At 50.7% G+C, this 12,355-nt stretch carries 28 protein-coding genes and 1 tRNA gene; 9 read left to right on the top strand and 20 right to left on the bottom strand.

Annotated features, from left to right (window positions below; translation table 11 throughout):
- From ACXI0A_RS06775 to ACXI0A_RS06685, 19 genes are all read right to left on the bottom strand, one after another.
- Complete coding sequence (locus ACXI0A_RS06775; RefSeq protein ID WP_479485199.1) at nucleotides 1-165, bottom strand: hypothetical protein; 165 nt, start codon at nucleotides 163-165, stop codon at nucleotides 1-3.
- Entirely contained in the window at nucleotides 162-767 is a 606-nt protein-coding gene (locus ACXI0A_RS06770; RefSeq protein ID WP_479485198.1) for a recombination protein NinG, read from the bottom strand. The genes ACXI0A_RS06775 and ACXI0A_RS06770 overlap by 4 nt, the downstream gene beginning before the upstream one ends.
- Nucleotides 742-933, bottom strand: coding sequence for a protein NinF (locus tag ACXI0A_RS06765; protein ID WP_479485197.1), 192 nt, complete (start codon nucleotides 931-933; stop codon nucleotides 742-744). The genes ACXI0A_RS06770 and ACXI0A_RS06765 overlap by 26 nt, the downstream gene beginning before the upstream one ends.
- A 98-nt stretch (nucleotides 934-1,031) precedes the next feature.
- Complete coding sequence (locus ACXI0A_RS06760; RefSeq protein WP_479485196.1) at nucleotides 1,032-1,238, bottom strand: hypothetical protein; 207 nt, start codon at nucleotides 1,236-1,238, stop codon at nucleotides 1,032-1,034.
- A 500-nt stretch (nucleotides 1,239-1,738) separates the two neighbouring features.
- Complete coding sequence (locus ACXI0A_RS06755; RefSeq protein ID WP_479485195.1) at nucleotides 1,739-2,161, bottom strand: NinB/YbcN family protein; 423 nt, start codon at nucleotides 2,159-2,161, stop codon at nucleotides 1,739-1,741.
- Nucleotides 2,162-2,314: 153 nt separating this feature from the next.
- Entirely contained in the window at nucleotides 2,315-2,509 is a 195-nt protein-coding gene (ninD, locus tag ACXI0A_RS06750; protein WP_479485194.1) for a protein NinD, read from the bottom strand.
- Complete coding sequence (locus tag ACXI0A_RS06745) at nucleotides 2,506-2,712, bottom strand: phiTE_015 family protein (protein WP_479485193.1); 207 nt, start codon at nucleotides 2,710-2,712, stop codon at nucleotides 2,506-2,508. Before ACXI0A_RS06745 ends, ninD begins: the two co-directional genes overlap by 4 nt.
- Nucleotides 2,709-2,921: a hypothetical protein gene (locus tag ACXI0A_RS06740; protein ID WP_476149727.1), complete on the bottom strand. Its 213-nt coding sequence runs from the start codon at nucleotides 2,919-2,921 to the stop codon at nucleotides 2,709-2,711. The genes ACXI0A_RS06745 and ACXI0A_RS06740 overlap by 4 nt, the downstream gene beginning before the upstream one ends.
- 183 nt (nucleotides 2,922-3,104) lie before the next feature.
- Complete coding sequence (locus tag ACXI0A_RS06735) at nucleotides 3,105-3,641, bottom strand: HNH endonuclease (protein ID WP_476149729.1); 537 nt, start codon at nucleotides 3,639-3,641, stop codon at nucleotides 3,105-3,107.
- Nucleotides 3,620-4,048 carry a DUF551 domain-containing protein gene (locus tag ACXI0A_RS06730; RefSeq protein WP_476149731.1) on the bottom strand — a complete coding sequence of 143 codons (429 nt, stop codon included), beginning with the start codon at nucleotides 4,046-4,048 and terminating at the stop codon, nucleotides 3,620-3,622. Before ACXI0A_RS06730 ends, ACXI0A_RS06735 begins: the two co-directional genes overlap by 22 nt.
- Complete coding sequence (locus ACXI0A_RS06725) at nucleotides 4,045-4,398, bottom strand: hypothetical protein (protein ID WP_476149732.1); 354 nt, start codon at nucleotides 4,396-4,398, stop codon at nucleotides 4,045-4,047. Before ACXI0A_RS06725 ends, ACXI0A_RS06730 begins: the two co-directional genes overlap by 4 nt.
- A gap of 1 nt (nucleotide 4,399) precedes the next feature.
- Nucleotides 4,400-4,618, bottom strand: coding sequence for a hypothetical protein (locus tag ACXI0A_RS06720; RefSeq protein ID WP_476149734.1), 219 nt, complete (start codon nucleotides 4,616-4,618; stop codon nucleotides 4,400-4,402).
- Nucleotides 4,615-4,959, bottom strand: coding sequence for a LexA family protein (locus ACXI0A_RS06715; RefSeq protein WP_476149735.1), 345 nt, complete (start codon nucleotides 4,957-4,959; stop codon nucleotides 4,615-4,617). The genes ACXI0A_RS06720 and ACXI0A_RS06715 overlap by 4 nt, the downstream gene beginning before the upstream one ends.
- Nucleotides 4,956-5,111 carry a hypothetical protein gene (locus ACXI0A_RS06710; protein WP_476149737.1) on the bottom strand — a complete coding sequence of 52 codons (156 nt, stop codon included), beginning with the start codon at nucleotides 5,109-5,111 and terminating at the stop codon, nucleotides 4,956-4,958. The genes ACXI0A_RS06715 and ACXI0A_RS06710 overlap by 4 nt, the downstream gene beginning before the upstream one ends.
- Entirely contained in the window at nucleotides 5,108-5,803 is a 696-nt protein-coding gene (locus tag ACXI0A_RS06705) for a replication protein P (protein WP_479485192.1), read from the bottom strand. Before ACXI0A_RS06705 ends, ACXI0A_RS06710 begins: the two co-directional genes overlap by 4 nt.
- Nucleotides 5,800-6,804 (bottom strand): replication protein, encoded by a 1,005-nt coding sequence (locus ACXI0A_RS06700; protein WP_476149740.1) that lies wholly within the window; start codon nucleotides 6,802-6,804, stop codon nucleotides 5,800-5,802. Before ACXI0A_RS06700 ends, ACXI0A_RS06705 begins: the two co-directional genes overlap by 4 nt.
- Nucleotides 6,801-7,454, bottom strand: coding sequence for a phage antirepressor KilAC domain-containing protein (locus ACXI0A_RS06695; RefSeq protein WP_476149742.1), 654 nt, complete (start codon nucleotides 7,452-7,454; stop codon nucleotides 6,801-6,803). Before ACXI0A_RS06695 ends, ACXI0A_RS06700 begins: the two co-directional genes overlap by 4 nt.
- Nucleotides 7,455-7,495: 41 nt before the next feature.
- The gene (locus ACXI0A_RS06690) at nucleotides 7,496-7,792 is read right to left on the bottom strand and encodes a CII family transcriptional regulator (RefSeq protein WP_476149744.1); all 297 of its coding nucleotides are present in this window, start codon (nucleotides 7,790-7,792) and stop codon (nucleotides 7,496-7,498) included.
- Between the two features lie 110 nt (nucleotides 7,793-7,902).
- A complete protein-coding gene (locus ACXI0A_RS06685) occupies nucleotides 7,903-8,091 on the bottom strand; it encodes a Cro/CI family transcriptional regulator (RefSeq protein WP_476149746.1) in 189 nt (62 codons plus the stop codon).
- 104 nt (nucleotides 8,092-8,195) lie between these two features.
- Between ACXI0A_RS06685 and ACXI0A_RS06680 the strand changes: the two genes are divergently transcribed.
- Nucleotides 8,196-8,906 (top strand): S24 family peptidase, encoded by a 711-nt coding sequence (locus tag ACXI0A_RS06680; RefSeq protein WP_476149748.1) that lies wholly within the window; start codon nucleotides 8,196-8,198, stop codon nucleotides 8,904-8,906.
- Nucleotides 8,907-8,927: 21 nt separating this feature from the next.
- Here ACXI0A_RS06680 and ACXI0A_RS06675 read toward each other — a convergent pair whose 3' ends face one another.
- Nucleotides 8,928-9,134: a DUF2767 family protein gene (locus tag ACXI0A_RS06675; RefSeq protein WP_476149749.1), complete on the bottom strand. Its 207-nt coding sequence runs from the start codon at nucleotides 9,132-9,134 to the stop codon at nucleotides 8,928-8,930.
- A 241-nt stretch (nucleotides 9,135-9,375) separates the two neighbouring features.
- On the opposite strand from ACXI0A_RS06675, the gene ACXI0A_RS06670 reads away from it, so the two are divergent.
- The 8 genes from ACXI0A_RS06670 to ACXI0A_RS06635 all read left to right on the top strand — a co-directional run bounded on the left by ACXI0A_RS06670 (nucleotide 9,376) and on the right by ACXI0A_RS06635 (nucleotide 12,311).
- Nucleotides 9,376-9,508, top strand: a tRNA-Arg gene (locus ACXI0A_RS06670).
- A gap of 22 nt (nucleotides 9,509-9,530) precedes the next feature.
- Complete coding sequence (locus ACXI0A_RS06665) at nucleotides 9,531-9,776, top strand: transcriptional antitermination N peptide (protein ID WP_476149750.1); 246 nt, start codon at nucleotides 9,531-9,533, stop codon at nucleotides 9,774-9,776.
- 2 nt (nucleotides 9,777-9,778) lie between these two features.
- Nucleotides 9,779-10,354 carry a hypothetical protein gene (locus ACXI0A_RS06660; protein WP_476149752.1) on the top strand — a complete coding sequence of 192 codons (576 nt, stop codon included), beginning with the start codon at nucleotides 9,779-9,781 and terminating at the stop codon, nucleotides 10,352-10,354.
- A 171-nt stretch (nucleotides 10,355-10,525) separates the two neighbouring features.
- The gene (locus ACXI0A_RS06655; protein WP_476149754.1) at nucleotides 10,526-10,792 is read left to right on the top strand and encodes a hypothetical protein; all 267 of its coding nucleotides are present in this window, start codon (nucleotides 10,526-10,528) and stop codon (nucleotides 10,790-10,792) included.
- Nucleotides 10,793-10,855: 63 nt separating this feature from the next.
- Nucleotides 10,856-11,218, top strand: coding sequence for a hypothetical protein (locus ACXI0A_RS06650; RefSeq protein WP_476149756.1), 363 nt, complete (start codon nucleotides 10,856-10,858; stop codon nucleotides 11,216-11,218).
- Nucleotides 11,219-11,229: 11 nt separating this feature from the next.
- Entirely contained in the window at nucleotides 11,230-11,454 is a 225-nt protein-coding gene (locus ACXI0A_RS06645) for a DUF551 domain-containing protein (RefSeq protein ID WP_476149758.1), read from the top strand.
- Nucleotides 11,455-11,607: 153 nt separating this feature from the next.
- Nucleotides 11,608-11,760 (top strand): protease FtsH-inhibitory lysogeny factor CIII, encoded by a 153-nt coding sequence (locus tag ACXI0A_RS06640; protein ID WP_476149760.1) that lies wholly within the window; start codon nucleotides 11,608-11,610, stop codon nucleotides 11,758-11,760.
- Entirely contained in the window at nucleotides 11,760-12,311 is a 552-nt protein-coding gene (locus tag ACXI0A_RS06635; RefSeq protein WP_476149762.1) for an NUMOD4 domain-containing protein, read from the top strand. The genes ACXI0A_RS06640 and ACXI0A_RS06635 overlap by 1 nt, the downstream gene beginning before the upstream one ends.
- Nucleotides 12,312-12,355 lie beyond the last annotated feature (44 nt).

Here is a 12,355-nt window from a genome sequence, read left to right as displayed (position 1 = left end):
TCATAATTCTCTTACCCTTCCGATTCGTTCAGCTCGCGCCAGCGCTTCAACGACTTCATTCGCGTGCTTGATGGCCTCCGGGAAATAAAGCGGGATAATCCTGCCGTTACTGGTTTTCACTTCAGCCAGATATCGCTCATAAGCCTTTTGCCATTCCTCTTTCATGCTGCCTCTCTTTGCTTATTCAGCTCTCGGGTTTTCTGCCGGTAATGCGCCGCAAGTTCCTGCAACTCTTCCCGCGTCCACTTTTTCAGCTCATGAGGTCCCATCAGGCGATCGAAAGCTTCCTGCCCGATTTTCTTAATCAGGTTGGGCGTGTAGTTTTCGATGTTTCCTGACAGGTGCTGATTACAGGGAACGCACTGTTTATGGCAGTTGGTTTCGTCGTAACGCGTGGCCGGTGATGCGCCGCGGGTGCGGTAATGGCCTGCGTCATATTTGCCTTCATGAAAACGCCCACAGCTAATGCATGGCGCTTCTGCGTCACGGGTGCGGATGTATTCGTTGAAGGCGGCTTGTGCTTGTTTGTGGAAGTGACTGAGGGGTTGTAGAGCTAATTTGCGGATCTTTGTGTTGCGCTTTCCCTGCTGTGCTTCTTCCTTTCGTCGTCGCTCGGCTTCCTGTATGGCTTTCTGTCGGTCTTTATCTCTTCTGGCTAATGCGATTACCGTTCCACATTCCGGGCTGCACCACGTTTGATTATGGAATGCTGGGTGGAACCATTCTCGGCAATCGGGGTTTTTACACCGGCGCCTGGCTTTCTTCATCGCCCCCTCCGTGCATTCTGAAGTTGTCGTCTTGCATCCATCCGGCCGCGCAGCCATCGCATGCATAGGTTTCCTGCTGCTGCAGGGGAATGCCGCAACCAACGCAGGCCAAAGCAGATTGCTCGCCAGCGCCAGTGGGCTGATTTGATGGGGTTGAGTTGCTCATATTCCTCCCATTGCATATCGCAGTCGCAGCTTTCGCAGCTGATGGAGTAGTGATACCTGTCTTCACTGGTGAGGATGGTATGGCAGCGGTGGCAGCGTTCACGGCACATTGGCGGCATCCTGTTTGTTTTTGGTGTAAATAGCCCACCCGATGTTGTCCAACTTCTTCCGGCCCTTTGCGTCGACCAGGTAGATACCATCGTCACAAGCATGCTCTTTCGTTACTTTCCGGGACAATGTCTCCAGCTCGTCGTAGCTGAGCGCGGTCATCTTCAGGCGGTCATAACCGAACGTCTTTATTTTCATCGCGTGAACCTTACTCTGTTAGCCACAGTCCGGCGCAGCGCTTCCACATAGCTAAAGGTGGGCACTTGCGATTCGGTCAGTTGGGGTTTGGGTTTCTTGCGGGATGATTTGGTGTCGTAGATGGCGTGTTGTTCGTAGCGCTCCCATAGGGATTTGCGTTTCTTCATCGCGCCCTCGCCAGCATTGCCCGACCGCTGCTCTCGTTGATGCCTAGGCGTTCTGTGATGACTCGCCATGAGAGCCCCTGCTTACGAAGCTTGGCGATGTGGTTGCACTGCTCCTGGGTAGGATGCTGATATCTGCCTCTGTTCATGCTGCGCACCTGTAGTCAGTGGTTGCGGTTCCGGGGGTGCCGGTTGTGTACATAGGGTTTCGGTCTGGATGTTCCGGCGTAACTTCCATCAGGCCGTCAAATCGTTGGTAAACGCAGTGAGGCTTCTTATGGACGAACGCCAGCCACGCAGCTTCTTCGATGGCTGCGCCTATATCGGTGAAGGGTGTCATTGGTTCTGCTTGTCCTTGAGCGCCTGATACTCCGAGTCACCGGGGATTGTCAGTCGTAGCCCTTTCTGGTGAGCCCAGCGGTCTATCTCTGACAGGTAGTGATGCATTTCTCCGGTATCGAGAAGGCGGGTTGATTTGATGTATCTGGTTAATCCTGCAATGGTCACTGGCTTAGCGGGGCAGAACATATCCTTGAGCCACTCATGCACTTCTTCGTCGGAAAATGTCGATGTGCCGGCACCGGTCAGCTGGTCGGCAACTTCGTTGTTCCATTTCCAGAGAAGGCTGTTTTGCGGGAGTGAGCGCTTTTCGCGGTACTCAGTGATTTTTATGCGCCAGCGTTTGCCGGTTGGGAGAATTTGCTGAAGGATTTGCCAGAACTGTTTTTTGTTGGATTCGTGAAGTACGAAGTCCTGCACTGTTACCTCCCTTCGATTGTCTCCACGTAGTCATAGAGATTGTCGGCAACGGCGCTCAGTAGCAGTTCTATGCTCTGCTTGCTGTGTCCGCCTTCGTGAATCATCTTGATTACGGTGAGTACTGCTGTGTGAGAGTCTTTGATGGGTTGGTGCTTAGGTCTGAGGGGGATTACGTTGCTCATCTGGTTTTCTCCGATGCTCATCTGTTTCCGGGATAGGGAATTGACCTACTGGAGATGCTTCGCAGCGAATGCACCACTTATTCCACCACGGCTGGTCTTTGCGGTAGCGTTCAGGTGGCTTCTTCACGCCGCAGCGGTCGCAGCGGTAGTGTGGTTCGTTAGTCATGACAGCCCCTGCTTGCTGCTGAACGCTGCCTGCCAGACTATCCACGCCTGTCGCGTCTTCATGCTGGCGTAGGTCTTTCTTATTTGGCAGGAATATCGCAGGTCGAATCGACACTGGTTAATCGCCCAGTCTTCGAATGCGCGCCTGCTGGTTTCCCCCGCTCCACTTTCACGGCAATCATCGCCGTTGGTTTGGATTGTCATGATGCCTCCGATGCCACTTGCGCAGCGAGTCGTGCAGCTTCGCGAGCGTCCCATTCAACCGCATGAGCTATCTGGCGGGCAGACGATACTGCACGCTCAATCAATCCATCACACTCGCTGATGATGCGGCGCAAATCAGGGTTGCGTTCTAAAATCATCGCGCGCTCAATTTGCCAGTCGTTGCAGACTTCCAGTAGGTTTTTGCTCATCCTTCCCTCCCATCATTTCAATCACCCGGCCGCATCGCTTGCAGTATTGCTTTCTTTCCAGTTTTAGCGGGCCGATGCCATGCATAAAGAACACTCCTCGCTCACCTATTTCAGCGGCTACAGGCTTTAACTCAACATGCCAGTTGTGCCCGAATATCAACCCAATGCCTTTGCATATACTCATTACTCACCACCATCATTCTCAATCACCCGATAGGCGATGATGTCGCGTTCGCAACTGGCGAATTCGCCATGCAACTTCTTACGCGCGACTGCTGCGACAGCAGCTGCTGTTTCCAGGTCGTCATACGCCCCAAAGCTATAACGCTTACCGTTTAATGCGAACCGCACACGCCATTTACCTTCCTGCTTGTGCCAATTAACACCGCGAACGCCACTGGTATTGTTTACCTGCAACCCCGTGTTTTGTGCATTTTGTGAACGCGTAGCCTCCCGCAAATTACACCAGCGGTTATCAGCTTTGTTTTGGTTGATGTGGTCAATCATATCGGCTGGCCAGTTGCCGGTCTTGTACAGCCATGCAAGGCGGTGCGCTAAATACATTTTGCCGACCGTCCCAATTAGTATGTATCCGCTATGATGTAAAACCCCAGCAACATCACCTGATTTTACCGCTCCGCCGCGGCTCTTCAGCCAAGTAAACACCCCTGTATCAGGGTTGTAGTGCATTAGTTCTTTTAGTCGTTCTTGTGACAACATTTTTTGCCTCCATCATTATCAATCTGAGGGTTGGTGGAGGGTTGGGATTTCGGTGGACTTGGCAGTGGTTGCCAAGCGACTGGATTGCATCTTGACTCACCCCAAGGGTCTGGCTTACTGAAAAAGCCAATGGGCGAACCTAATGGGTGTCCTGGAGCTACGCCTGCTGGTCGCACAATGTCTATGCGCCCCTGCCCAACACCGATGCCGTCAAAAATGATTACATCAACGGCGGCATCCGGCATCCGCTCACTACAGCTAATCCAGCCACCCTGCTCCAGCACTGGCAGCGCAATCTCAAGGGCCGCAAGATATAGCTCTTCTTTGGTCGACAATCCTGACTCTTCCCATTCACCATGCATATTGGTTATGAGTGTTTTGCACTTCTCAGCGGTTAGTTTGTTCATTGGCGAATCCTTGTGACTTTCAGGAGCTGATATTTTGATGCACATCCCGTGCATTTGGCCTGCATACTTCCTGAGCGGCTTTGTTTCAACGTGCCGCCGCACTTACGACATGAAACTTCTTTGACGCGCTCAGCCATTTTCTCGTTGATGGTGTCGCTGTTGTTAGCTCGCTTTTTCGTTGGCATGTCATATCCAAGAGCTTTCGCTACCCGGCGGTATTCTTTAGAAATCCACTTGCCGTCTGATTCAAGGTGCAGGCCATCGCCCATCATGTCGCCAAGTCTAATTAGCTGGCGAGATAGGAAATCACGGTCTTCTATGAAATCTGTTTTGTCGCGTTTAGCTTCCATCTCACTCCCCCTTGTTGCTCTTGCCGCCATTGTTAGAACGGGAATCGCACAACTTCCTGAGAGCTGCGATTGTCTCTTCCGGCTTCATTATGACCACGCCATCTTTGCTGATTGTGTACTTGTCACGGTTCTCAATCAGCGCTTTAAGCAGGCGATCTTTCGGGTCAAACGTCAGCCCGGTTAACTGCTCGCGGGTCAGTCCGTGAATTACCTGTGTCATGATGGCTCCTTAACTTTCATGCCAGCCGATTTGATAGCTTCCACCACGTCACGCTGGTAAAGCTGCGGCTTGAATACGCCTTCGTACCAGTATTCGCTGTCGTTGATGTCGGGCAGGCTGATGCCGTTGTCGGCGATAACGATGCTGCGGCTTCGTTTATGCTTGCGCTGCACGATGCCCTTTTTCTCCAGCGCTTTGACGTGCAGGTAAGCAGTATTGCGCGACTTCCAGCCCATAGCCTCTGTGATTTCGGTGATGGTCGGGAAGAAACCGTGCTCGGAGCTGTAGCGCTTCATGAAGTCCAGAGTGGCTTCCTGAATTTGGGTAACACGAATAGTCATGATGCTGCCCCTTCCCGGCCTTCCAGCCAGAAGAAAAACGCGCGATCGACAATGGCATCCCGATAGCCTAAGTACGTGCGGCGCAGGTCATGCTTTTCGCCGTGCACGCTGCGGTACAGTCGTTCAAAACTGATGCGGATTCCTTCGCTCATGATTTGCCTCTCTTCAGGGTGGCTCGAAGCATTGCAACGCCGTCCAGTGCCTTCTCGCTGGTTGATGGGATGGAGAGCTTCAGCAGCTGCTTTCGCGGCTCCGGTATGTCTTCGCCAGATTCGATACGCTGCGACATCTTGCGTAGCTCTGACCGGCACTTAACGCGCAGTTCTGCTTCGCTCAGATTTCCGGCGCGCATCATGCTGTACAGGCCGGTGACCATCCAGTATTCGGCGTTGCTGCCCCATGGGTATTCCTCGGCAGTGACATATCCGCCCCGCTTGGCGCAGTAGGCCATCACCAGCGAATACAGCGTGTCTTCGTCTGGTAGTCCTGCGGCGACTGAGGCGCCCTTCTTGCACCAAGCGATGAATTCACCAGGTGAAGGCAGGAACGGCGAACCACTTGCGCGCGCTTCACGCATACCGGCCGAAAGCTGCTGGCGATTGTGAATGCCGTTCTCGGCGAATGCGGCGATCCACTGGCGTTTGGCTGCTGCTTCATCATTTGGGTTCTTCCAGGCGGTGCTGACCGATGCCGGGAATACCTGCTTGAGGTTGCTGAACAGGGCGTCTACCAGGCGCTCCACGTCTTCGTGCACGCCACGATCGACAGGTTGCGGTCCATCACCAGCGATGCGAGCGAGAGCGCCAGCGTCACGGTTTTGAATTGCTGATACGAGGTTTCTCATAGGAAATTATTCTCCCACTCTTTTTTATCGTTCCAGTGCGCCGCTGGTTGCTGCGGTTCGCTGGCTGGTCGATTGCGTTTGGCCTGATTCATCTGGGCTTTCAACGTTTGCCACTTCTCGCGAAGCTTTGCAGGGCTCATTACGTTGGTTTGCCAAAAGTGATCAGCGTTAGCCCATTTGAATACTTCGCAGATGTCGTGATGTGAGCACTTCAGCGCATTGCGCATAAGGCGAATATCATTCGACCAAGTTGGCCAGTTGGGCTCTTGCGCCGTTGGGGCGACAACTCGAACTTTGGCGAAGAGCCATTCAGCCGCTTTCAGGTCGTCCGATGTTCCCCACTTATCTCCTTTCGGTGATTGAATGGCTGCATCAGGACGAAGAGTTGGAAGCCGCTTAGGGGGTGAGTCAGGGGATTCGTTAGAATTCTCTGACGTAGTCTTTTTAGTATTATTGTTTTTATATTCTTGTTCATGATGCGCGGCTTTATGCTCGGACATATGCGCGGGGGTAGCATCTGAAGCCTTGGTATCACTGGCTTCGTTATGCGCGGACATATGCGCGGCTTTATGCGCGGGGGTGGAGGCTATTTTTTCGGCATATTCGGCGTAATTCAGGATGGTGATCAGCGTTCCTTTTCGGCGTTCAGCCAGTACAGAAATCATCTCTTCCTTCACGAAAAATGCCAGCATCCTTTCTACTGCGTGACGGCTGGTTGGCTCACCATTGCGATCACACAGTGATAGTCCAATATCTGCTGAGGTTGTTACCAGTTGCCCGATTTCCAGCGGCCATCTGTGGCCTTTGTAATTCGCCGTATATGGCTGTCTGGCTGCGTCAATAAGAAGGTTTTCCCACAGTGTCCTGAGAAAGACATCCTTTGCCCAAGGCTGCTTTTTGACGCTCCGGTACAACGGGATGTAACCATGTTTCTGGTTCTCCATCCTGTTGCTCCTGAGTTGCTTTGCAGCATTAAAATCAAATACTTTTGCGGTACTCATGCGGCGCGCTCCTGAACCTGATGAGCGGCCCATAGACCGGCGATCCACTGGATGCCTTTAGGCGTGAATTTGTTTTGTGTGAAGGCGTGTCCGTTGTTCTGGTTCTCACCAGTCTTCACGGTGAAGCGGCCTGCATCGATATGCTGAGCGTATGGGGTCAGCTTGCCAGCCAGCAGATACATGATCTCGCTTTCCAGCAGGAACTGACGGAAGGCGTTCTCTTTGATGTGCAATAACTTGCAGGTCTCGCGAAAGCCGAGTGATCCGCTGGCGTTAACGTAGCTGTCAACGAATTGCACTTTCGGCGCGGCGATTGCCAGCTGGTTTTCCAGAACCTGACGCTGCTCAACTTCTACGGTTAGTGCCTTGAGTGCAGAAAGGTAATCGGTAGGCAGGCTGTTAGAGCTTTCAAGCTCACGAAGGCGTTTAATCACCTTCATGCGCAACATAGCGCTGTAGCCGGTAACAAGGCACTCAGTGTGCTCACGATCTAATGAGTACTCGCTGTACTCCTGTCCGTTCTGGGGGTGTACGAATTTTTTCGCACACCCCTTCACATCTTCACCTAACTGCTCATACATACGCTCGATGTCGCGCATCACATCAAAGTGGCGCTTATCAGTAAGATCAGCAATTTCACGGCTTGTCATCGTAGTGTTTACTGCTGTAGATAATTGCATGTATAATTACCTCAGAAACTTAGTGTGAATTGAGAATCCTCAACTGTTCGAGCAGTTGGGGATTTTTGCTTTTGAAGAAGCGACGCAACCTGCTTTGCCAGCCGGGCTAAGTCGTCATCCACAACACCCCACTCCAATACCGAAAGCAGCATTGAAATCTTTGGGATGAATGTTTCCTTCCATCTGGTGATCTGCGAACGGTCAACGCCAATTGCTTCAGCCACTTGCTGGCTTCCCTTAATGGCGATCTTGTTCAACAGGGCGCTTTCAATACTTCGCGCACTTGTGCGGTTCTGTGTACGTTCCATTCGTTAGTATTTCCTTGTGATGTAAGAACTTGCTGTACCTTGCAGTAACAAGGTCAGTTGGTATTGCCCTGGATTTCCGAGGGCGGTCAGATTGATAAAGAGCGTGGTGATTATTTCTTGCTGCTAGGGAAAGGCTTTGACTCCTCTCCCTCGACTGATCCATCCGCATGAACGGTTACGAAAATTTTTCGCCCAGTACGGATGGCCTTGCTGATAGCGCACTGGATTACCCCAAAATCTTTCGCGGCCTTAGCCTGACCGTGAATTTTTGCGTAATCCTCAAGTGTCATTCGGTTCATAGGCCTGCTCCTTGAAGGTCACAACAGAAGAATACTACGGGTATTTGTTTTTGTAAATATCCCCGGTATTTTGATGTAATTACCTGCGGTATTAGAATGAGGTAATGGAAAACAAAAAATCCCTGACGGCAGAACAGCTAAGAGACGCGCAGCGCCTTAAGGCTTTGTATGAGTCGAAGAAAAAAGAATTAAAAATAACCCAGTACACGATCGCTGATGCGCTGGGGATTTCTCAGGGTGCTGTAGGGCATTACATGAATGGCAGGATCGCTTTGAACGTTCCGGCTGTGACTGAGCTTGCTCGCATTCTCCAGGTAAACGTCTCTGATATCAGCCCAACGCTGGCTAACGAGGTAAACAGATACAACAGCTTCATGGATAACAATGTATCGAATCCAAGGGCTCACGTTAGGGGCTCTAGGTATCCGGTTTTGAGCAAGGTTCAGGCTGGCGCATGGGCTGAGGCATGCGAGCCTTACACACTAAAGGATATTGATCTTTGGCTGGAGTCAGACGCGCATACTCAGGGAGATGCTTTCTGGCTTGAAGTAGAGGGTGATTCCATGACCGCACCTATGGGCTTGAGCATTCCAGAAGGAACGTTCGTCCTGTTTGATACGGGTCGTGAGGCGGCTAACGGAAACTTGGTGATTGCTAAGTTGGTAGATGACAATGAGGCTACCTTCAAGAAGCTTGTGATAGATGGAAGTCAGAAATTCCTGAAAGGCCTTAATCCGCAATGGCCTTTAACGCCGATCAATGGCAACTGCAAGATCATTGGCGTAGCCATAGAAACTAAATTGCGCCTGCTTTGATATAAGCCCGACATCGGGCTTTCAACGATCTAAAACTTTCATCGCCGCTTCCATTGCCTTCACCAGTAAAGCTGATCGCTCGGGGTTATTAGATGCCAGCGCCGTCCTGAGCGCATCAGCTATCACCAATTGCTTAGACTCCACGCCAAAATCATTCAGCGTAAAAACCATGTCGCCCACCACACGGCACATCTCGTCATAAAGCTCGTCTGATTCCTTAGAATACATACCCCACCCCGCTCAAATAGTGACCACCAGAGAATAACATCAAGCCAGTAAAAAAATAAATTTACTTAAAAATCAATACTAAGGCTATTTATTGAAAGAAATGAATACTACGGGTATTTACTTAATTAAATACTGTGAGTATTCTTTATCTCATCAGCAGGACGCTGGCGAACAACTAAACGGACTTTTGCTCTTTAACAATTTAGCCCTGTGAATACACAGGCCGAGGCGAGTGCTTCGGGGTGAGGTGAAGCTCAATGGCGAGCTAGCAGATAGGCGGTCGTGAAACACCGGTTATGTAGCGAAACGCCGCGCGTACTGCGATCGGCAGCGCACCGATGGAAGCTGGTTCGATTCCAGCCATCTCACCACCAAAGCACTCATCGAGGAACACCCATGACCAGAAATCAACGCCGCATGGCGGCCTACAACGCGAAGAAAGCAGCAGAGGCTACCGACGCTAACCGCTTTGGTAAAAAGCTTACTGTGGCTCTCTCAGGATGCAGCTTAAACGTAGCCCGCGCCACATCCTCACCAAGTCTGCGTGAGAAGCATGAGAGCAAGTCAGCGTGCTTACCGGAAATCGCGATATTTGCCGCTGGCTATCGCAAATCAAAAGACATCTTAACGGCGAGGAAATGAATATGAGCAGTATCGATTTAGCAGCATTGGGCATTACACAGGAAGAATTGCAGGATCGCGTTGTTGAAAGCATGGTTTCTAAGTTATTCAGCAGTTACTCAATGGACGAAGACGGCGATGAATACGAAGTTCCAAGTCAGTTAAAGCGCCGCTTGGACGACCAGATCCGCAAAGCTATCGACGAAGGTATCAATAAGGTTGCCGAAAAGCACATTTACCCAATCGTGAATGACAAGCTCGAGAGCCTGGTACTGCAAGAAACCAATTCATGGGGTGAGAAGAAAGGTGAGCCTGTAACGTTCATCCAGTACCTGATTGGTCGATCTGAGAAGTGGTTAACAGAAGAAGTTAACTATGAAGGCAAGCCGAGAAGTGCTTCAGACTCATACGGATGGAAAGGCACTCAAACACGCGTAAGCCACCTGATTAACAACCACCTACATTACAGCATCGAAACAGCTATGAAACAGGCTGTTCAGCAAGCGAATACCGTTATCGTTGGCGGCATTCAGGATACCGTGAAGCTCAAGCTTCAGGAAGTGAGTGATTCGCTCAAGGTCATAGTGAAAACCAACTGACAGGTCGCTTAGGCGGCCTTTTTTATTGGAGGCACCGCATGGAAATTTGTTTAGCACTGTTCGTACTGGCAATGCTTTCTCTGGTTTTATGCGCTGCCGATGCTATCCGGGATTGGTTGGATATTTAATCGTTCACCCATCGTGGGCGCAGCAGAACTTATAGAGGTGAGTATGGCAACTGTGACGATGTACCGCGGCAAGCACCCGTTCGCTGAGCGAGGAATGATTGCAATTATGGGTGATTACGTTTGCCTGTTAGATGATGACGGTGGAGACGAACCATGGCTTGACCCCATCAGCGCCGCAGGATTTGAACACCCAATGATTTGGGAGTGGTGCAGAAAGGATGACTTACCTGAAGGTTTGATAGACGGACTTACCCCCATATGGACACATGATTATGAGGGTGTCGACATCAAAAATTTGCAAGTTGTATAGCCCGCCCCGAGCGGGTTTATTTTTGTCAGTAGTTCGGTAATGCCGGACATGAGGGAGTGAGTGATGAAACACACGTTGAAAGTTTACAAGGATACGGCACTTCACGCCGAGTACATGAAAGTCAGATTCCCGCGTGGAACTCCATACCCAAGCAATTTTTGGCTGGAAGGCCATCGCTGGGCATATGAGCACACATCATTCGATGATGATGGCGACTTCGATATGCTTTATCGCTTCACAGAGGATGGCCCTGAGCAGCCTGACACCACTGATTTGCGTGACACGTTCGCGGCGGCAGCACTGATGGGAATGATGGGCAATCGTTCAATCTCGGACAATGTAACTTCTGAATTCGCAAAATTCAGAGCTGATGATGCGTGGCTGCTGGCTGATGCAATGCTCGCGGCCCGATCCAGTAACACCTGACAGGAGGATGTATGGAGTGGATTAGCGTGGATGAAAGAATGCCTGTCGGTCTTCCGCCAGAAGATAAGCACTCCCTGTCTGTGGAAGTGATAGCCACTGACGGCGTTCTGGTGGGAATCTGTGAATGCATGTCAGGAAAGCTACCTAAGCCATGGATAGCGTTCTCATCATATGGTGATGTTAAAGGGACAGATATCACGCACTGGATGCCGATACCTGAACCACCAACCGAGTGACACCGCAATGCCGTTATCTCTGACGGCATGACGATGCATTCTGCATCACCGCCTTAGAGGGCTTCCAGAACCAGAAAGTATCATCCCTTTCGGCACCGCAATGGTGCCGTTCTTTTTTCCAACACCAATCAACTAATTTCAGGAGCAATACCCATGATGAGCTATTCCATCGCGGGCGGCGTCAGCATGGGCGCTGCTCAGTTAAACGAATCACAACTCGACCGTGTCATCGGACGCATCCAAACCAGTGTTAAGAAAGGCTTGCGCTTGATTGTTGACACACTGAATCAGCGAGGTACGCCGTAATGGAGATTTGGCTTCCAGTTAAAGGATATGAAGGCATAGCTGAAGTTTCAAATTTGGGGGCAGTAAGGACAGTTGACAGGGTTGTTAGTTCTGGTCACAGGCGCAAGGGAAAGCTATTGGCTCTGCAAATAAATAAATATGGATATCCGAGTGTAGGGCTTTGGAGGGAATGTAAGTCGAAAACATTTCAGGTCCATCGACTTGTTGCTACGGCATTTGTGGCTGGAAGTGGCCCCCAAGTAAACCATATCAATGGCATTAAAACTGATAATCGACCCGAGAATTTAGAATGGTGCACTGCATCGCATAACCAAAAGCACGCGTTCCGAATCGGTCTTAATAAAATTCGCCCTGAAACTCTTTATGGACGAAATCACGGCAAGTTCGGCGGATTTATCATCGCCACTGAAATTTCCACAGGGTTAGAGCAAGTGCTTGAGGGTCGAAGAGATATTGAATCTAAGGGATTCACTCAGACCTGCGTAACGAGATGCATTCGAGGGAAAAGCCCTGCACATAAAGGCCATACCTTCAAGTTGATGGAGGGCTAAGTACTATGAAAAACCGCTATTTCACGAAGGCTCAGGAGCTTTCA

Source organism: Pantoea sp. C1E2 (assembly GCF_056491465.1).
The sequence above is the reverse complement of the archived record's forward strand: the minus strand, read 5'-3'. Positions and strand labels throughout refer to the sequence as shown.

Excerpts from the sequence above, each read along its gene's own strand:
- ACXI0A_RS06745 (WP_479485193.1), bottom strand. The coding sequence starts at position 2,712 with ATGACAATCCAAACCAACGGCGATGATTGCCGTGAAAGTGGAGCGGGG.
- ACXI0A_RS06725 (WP_476149732.1), bottom strand. The coding sequence starts at position 4,398 with ATGGAAGCTAAACGCGACAAAACAGATTTCATAGAAGACCGTGATTTC.
- ACXI0A_RS06710 (WP_476149737.1), bottom strand. The coding sequence starts at position 5,111 with ATGAGCGAAGGAATCCGCATCAGTTTTGAACGACTGTACCGCAGCGTG.
- ACXI0A_RS06690 (WP_476149744.1), bottom strand. The coding sequence starts at position 7,792 with ATGGAACGTACACAGAACCGCACAAGTGCGCGAAGTATTGAAAGCGCC.
- ACXI0A_RS06680 (WP_476149748.1), top strand. The coding sequence starts at position 8,196 with ATGGAAAACAAAAAATCCCTGACGGCAGAACAGCTAAGAGACGCGCAG.
- ACXI0A_RS06665 (WP_476149750.1), top strand. The coding sequence starts at position 9,531 with ATGACCAGAAATCAACGCCGCATGGCGGCCTACAACGCGAAGAAAGCA.
- ACXI0A_RS06720 (WP_476149734.1), bottom strand. The coding sequence starts at position 4,618 with ATGACACAGGTAATTCACGGACTGACCCGCGAGCAGTTAACCGGGCTG.
- ACXI0A_RS06700 (WP_476149740.1), bottom strand. The coding sequence starts at position 6,804 with ATGAGTACCGCAAAAGTATTTGATTTTAATGCTGCAAAGCAACTCAGG.
- ACXI0A_RS06770 (WP_479485198.1), bottom strand. The coding sequence starts at position 767 with ATGAAGAAAGCCAGGCGCCGGTGTAAAAACCCCGATTGCCGAGAATGG.
- ACXI0A_RS06765 (WP_479485197.1), bottom strand. The coding sequence starts at position 933 with ATGAGCAACTCAACCCCATCAAATCAGCCCACTGGCGCTGGCGAGCAA.
- ACXI0A_RS06730 (WP_476149731.1), bottom strand. The coding sequence starts at position 4,048 with ATGAACAAACTAACCGCTGAGAAGTGCAAAACACTCATAACCAATATG.
- ACXI0A_RS06685 (WP_476149746.1), bottom strand. The coding sequence starts at position 8,091 with ATGAACCGAATGACACTTGAGGATTACGCAAAAATTCACGGTCAGGCT.
- ACXI0A_RS06675 (WP_476149749.1), bottom strand. The coding sequence starts at position 9,134 with ATGTATTCTAAGGAATCAGACGAGCTTTATGACGAGATGTGCCGTGTG.
- ACXI0A_RS06705 (WP_479485192.1), bottom strand. The coding sequence starts at position 5,803 with ATGAGAAACCTCGTATCAGCAATTCAAAACCGTGACGCTGGCGCTCTC.
- ACXI0A_RS06655 (WP_476149754.1), top strand. The coding sequence starts at position 10,526 with ATGGCAACTGTGACGATGTACCGCGGCAAGCACCCGTTCGCTGAGCGA.
- ACXI0A_RS06660 (WP_476149752.1), top strand. The coding sequence starts at position 9,779 with ATGAGCAGTATCGATTTAGCAGCATTGGGCATTACACAGGAAGAATTG.
- ACXI0A_RS06735 (WP_476149729.1), bottom strand. The coding sequence starts at position 3,641 with ATGTTGTCACAAGAACGACTAAAAGAACTAATGCACTACAACCCTGAT.
- ninD (WP_479485194.1), bottom strand. The coding sequence starts at position 2,509 with ATGACTAACGAACCACACTACCGCTGCGACCGCTGCGGCGTGAAGAAG.
- ACXI0A_RS06740 (WP_476149727.1), bottom strand. The coding sequence starts at position 2,921 with ATGAGCAAAAACCTACTGGAAGTCTGCAACGACTGGCAAATTGAGCGC.
- ACXI0A_RS06640 (WP_476149760.1), top strand. The coding sequence starts at position 11,608 with ATGATGAGCTATTCCATCGCGGGCGGCGTCAGCATGGGCGCTGCTCAG.
- ACXI0A_RS06760 (WP_479485196.1), bottom strand. The coding sequence starts at position 1,238 with ATGAAAATAAAGACGTTCGGTTATGACCGCCTGAAGATGACCGCGCTC.
- ACXI0A_RS06645 (WP_476149758.1), top strand. The coding sequence starts at position 11,230 with ATGGAGTGGATTAGCGTGGATGAAAGAATGCCTGTCGGTCTTCCGCCA.
- ACXI0A_RS06775 (WP_479485199.1), bottom strand. The coding sequence starts at position 165 with ATGAAAGAGGAATGGCAAAAGGCTTATGAGCGATATCTGGCTGAAGTG.
- ACXI0A_RS06635 (WP_476149762.1), top strand. The coding sequence starts at position 11,760 with ATGGAGATTTGGCTTCCAGTTAAAGGATATGAAGGCATAGCTGAAGTT.
- ACXI0A_RS06650 (WP_476149756.1), top strand. The coding sequence starts at position 10,856 with ATGAAACACACGTTGAAAGTTTACAAGGATACGGCACTTCACGCCGAG.
- ACXI0A_RS06695 (WP_476149742.1), bottom strand. The coding sequence starts at position 7,454 with ATGACAAGCCGTGAAATTGCTGATCTTACTGATAAGCGCCACTTTGAT.
- ACXI0A_RS06715 (WP_476149735.1), bottom strand. The coding sequence starts at position 4,959 with ATGACTATTCGTGTTACCCAAATTCAGGAAGCCACTCTGGACTTCATG.